The 2,752-nt window shown below is 45.8% G+C and carries 4 protein-coding genes; all 4 read right to left on the reverse strand.

Translation table 11 applies throughout. From position 1 onward, the window contains the following. Nucleotides 1-159 precede the first annotated feature (159 nt). Complete coding sequence (locus HMPREF3178_RS11215) at nucleotides 160-735, reverse strand: DUF3304 domain-containing protein (protein ID WP_017146033.1); 576 nt, start codon at nucleotides 733-735, stop codon at nucleotides 160-162. A gap of 91 nt (nucleotides 736-826) precedes the next feature. Next, nucleotides 827-1,177, reverse strand: coding sequence for a hypothetical protein (locus tag HMPREF3178_RS30890; RefSeq protein WP_125286752.1), 351 nt, complete (start codon nucleotides 1,175-1,177; stop codon nucleotides 827-829). Nucleotides 1,178-1,239: 62 nt separating this feature from the next. Continuing rightward, nucleotides 1,240-2,046: a DUF4123 domain-containing protein gene (locus tag HMPREF3178_RS11220; protein WP_004112476.1), complete on the reverse strand. Its 807-nt coding sequence runs from the start codon at nucleotides 2,044-2,046 to the stop codon at nucleotides 1,240-1,242. Next, nucleotides 2,047-2,752 (reverse strand): DUF2345 domain-containing protein (locus tag HMPREF3178_RS11225; RefSeq protein WP_139146028.1); only part of this gene is annotated, 706 nt, incomplete at its 5' end.

A 2,752-nucleotide genomic window follows, 5' to 3' on the forward strand; every position in this document is an offset into this window, starting at 1 on the left:
GGTTAACCGCTTCTATGGTGCCGCTGCCGCCGCTGACACTTTCCACTTGCGCCAACTGATCGCAACCTGCCAGCAGTGTCGCCACAGCAATAAAAACAAGGCGTGTGAACCATCGTCCCTGTGCTGGAAACTGCGGAGGATACCAGACTGCATCAGGCTTTATTGTGGACATACTTTGGGTTCCTCCATTTTGATCGGATCTTTAATCGGATAATTTGGGTTGCCGTAGTCATAGCAGCTGGTGGTGACTTTTATTTGATCGCAGGGTAAAAAGTGAACCTTTATTCCGCAGGTTTTTTGCCCGGTATAATCGGGAACTGGGACTATCCGGCTATGTTCCTGGTTCTGAGCTTTTATTTTTTTTTCCCATTCTAAATATTTAGCGTCATCTCCATATCCTGGAAAATCCATTGAATAACCGACACCCGTTTCCCATTCCACTTTCACCGTCATTCCCGGTTTCCATTTCGTTGGCACACCGTAACAGCAGCCACCGCCGCCGCCCTGCCAGGGGCCGATAATATCCAGCCCTGACTGCCCGTCTACGCTGAAATGGTTTATCGCCCAGTGGGTATGGTTAACCGCTTCTATGGTGCCGCTGCCGCCGCTAACATTCTTTTCTCTGGCAGGCCTGTCACAACCAGCCAGCAATATCGCCGCAGCGATAAAAACAAAGCGTGTCAGCCATCGTCCCTGCGGTGGATACCAGCCTAAATCAGACTTTATTATAGACATATCTCAGGTTCCCTTATTTTAGCCGGATAAACAGGGTTATCATTAGATTCAACCGTCATCTAATAGCCGCTTATTGTTTGGTCTTTTTTTTTCAAATATTTTTTGGATCCATGTCAGAGCCACAATGAGGACATTTATCGATTTTATAGTTAACAAAATTCATGCATGATGAACATCTGTATATGTGTCCGGTATGTTTTGGCCAACGCTTATCAGGAAAAAACAAAGCGATAAAAACACTAATAACAGGAAATATAAAATAAAAAGAATTTGCCGGCTCTCCCCAGGATAATAGCATAACTATCGCTAAAAACATCATAGACGCTTTGATAAACAAAACACAAAACACCAGAGCAATAAAAAAGCTTTGTTTTTTCCAGACAATGATTCCAACCAGTAATATTACCGCTCCAGAGATAATAACTTTTGTATCACTATCCAAATACATAACCCCTCCGATGTAAGTAGCTATGATCCCTATTGAAAATACCACTCCTGATGACTTTATAGATTATTAACACCAGAACTGCATTCATCAGAATAAATTTTATTTTTAAGAATATACTCAGCCACCCACTCATTACGTTTATCTTCGAAAAGCACACCTTCTTTTGTCGCAGCCAGCATAGCCTTAAAGCAAGCAGAAAATTCACTTTCTCTGTTCATAAAAAGGTTCTTCGGTAATGGCAGATAAACCAATAATTGTTTTGCATCACACAGACACATCAGACTTTCAAACTGATTATCAGTAAATATGATTTGCTCACTCAATTCCTCTTCACCTAATGCTGCCCCGTTTCCTTCCAGCAAAACAGGTGCTTCGTCGCGATCCAGCCAGCTCCAGAATAATGTCGGTCTGTGGAGCTGACTTTGCTGTTCATCACTAAGAACATGGGTAAAAAGATACGAAAATATACGCGTATCCCAGAAGCGAAATATCCCTGCACGCCCCTCATGCTGCGCATCAATGCAACGGATCAACCATTCAGCCAAAACTTCGAACCGCCAGGATGACCCCAGCACCAGTAAAGGCGCTGTTGCCGCAGCTTCACTAGCCAGCGCATATAACCACTGCACCTGCTGAGCATCTTCCAGCTCAATACGTACCAGCAAAGGCGCATCGTCCGGGTAAATATTCTCCGGCAATCCCTGGTAAAGGGACTGCCATTTTATTGCCGGAGAAAACCCGGAAAGAGCCGGAATGACGGAGAAATTCACGCCGCACTGATCGATAATCATATCGACATAATTGTGACCAATCTGCTGACACGTCAGCTGGATTTTATCCAGCCAGATCTTTATGTTGTCCATTTACGCATCCCTCGGCACAAAACCCTGAGCCAGTTCCTGAGCCCGTTTGAGGCATTCTTTACATACTGATGAAGGCAGATCGGGCAACTGGAAATCCTCGCTGGCTGGCCCCTGCAAATTATGTTGTCCTTTCAGACTTAACAGGCCAGGTCCATGAATTTCAATTTCTCCCTGCGGGGTCAAGCGAATGTAAGCGCCGCCACACCCAATAGTGATACCATTCTTCGCCGTAAGCTGAAGATGTCCCTGTGTGGACTGTACGGTAACATCCTGAAGAGACGTTAATGAGAGAATATCGCTATGAGATTCGATATTCAGCGGGCCTTTTGCAGATACCAGACGAACACCTTCCTGGCGGGAAAGTAACGATATCGCCTGGCTGGCATTCACTGAAAGCCTCTGCTCGCTGGCAATACTGACTTCTCCAATACTCTGCATATACAAACCGTTGCCACTGTGCAGAAGAATACTTTCTGGCGTAACGCTCCCTATCCCCTCCGGTGCTTCCATCAACAATACCGGCTTCTTTATCTGGTCCGCCTTTTCAACAAACTGCTTTAACGTATCCATATCTGGTGAGAAATTACGGTGCGTTTGCGTCACACTCTCCCAACCGACAATAAGGTTTTGCGCCCTCCTCAACAGGCTGGTTGCAGGCTCCATCGCCAGCTGCTGCCCCTGCGCTTTCATCTGCGCATCAGCGGTG

This window comes from Klebsiella sp. HMSC09D12 (assembly GCF_001808475.1).
GTDB lineage: Bacteria > Pseudomonadota > Gammaproteobacteria > Enterobacterales > Enterobacteriaceae > Klebsiella > Klebsiella oxytoca.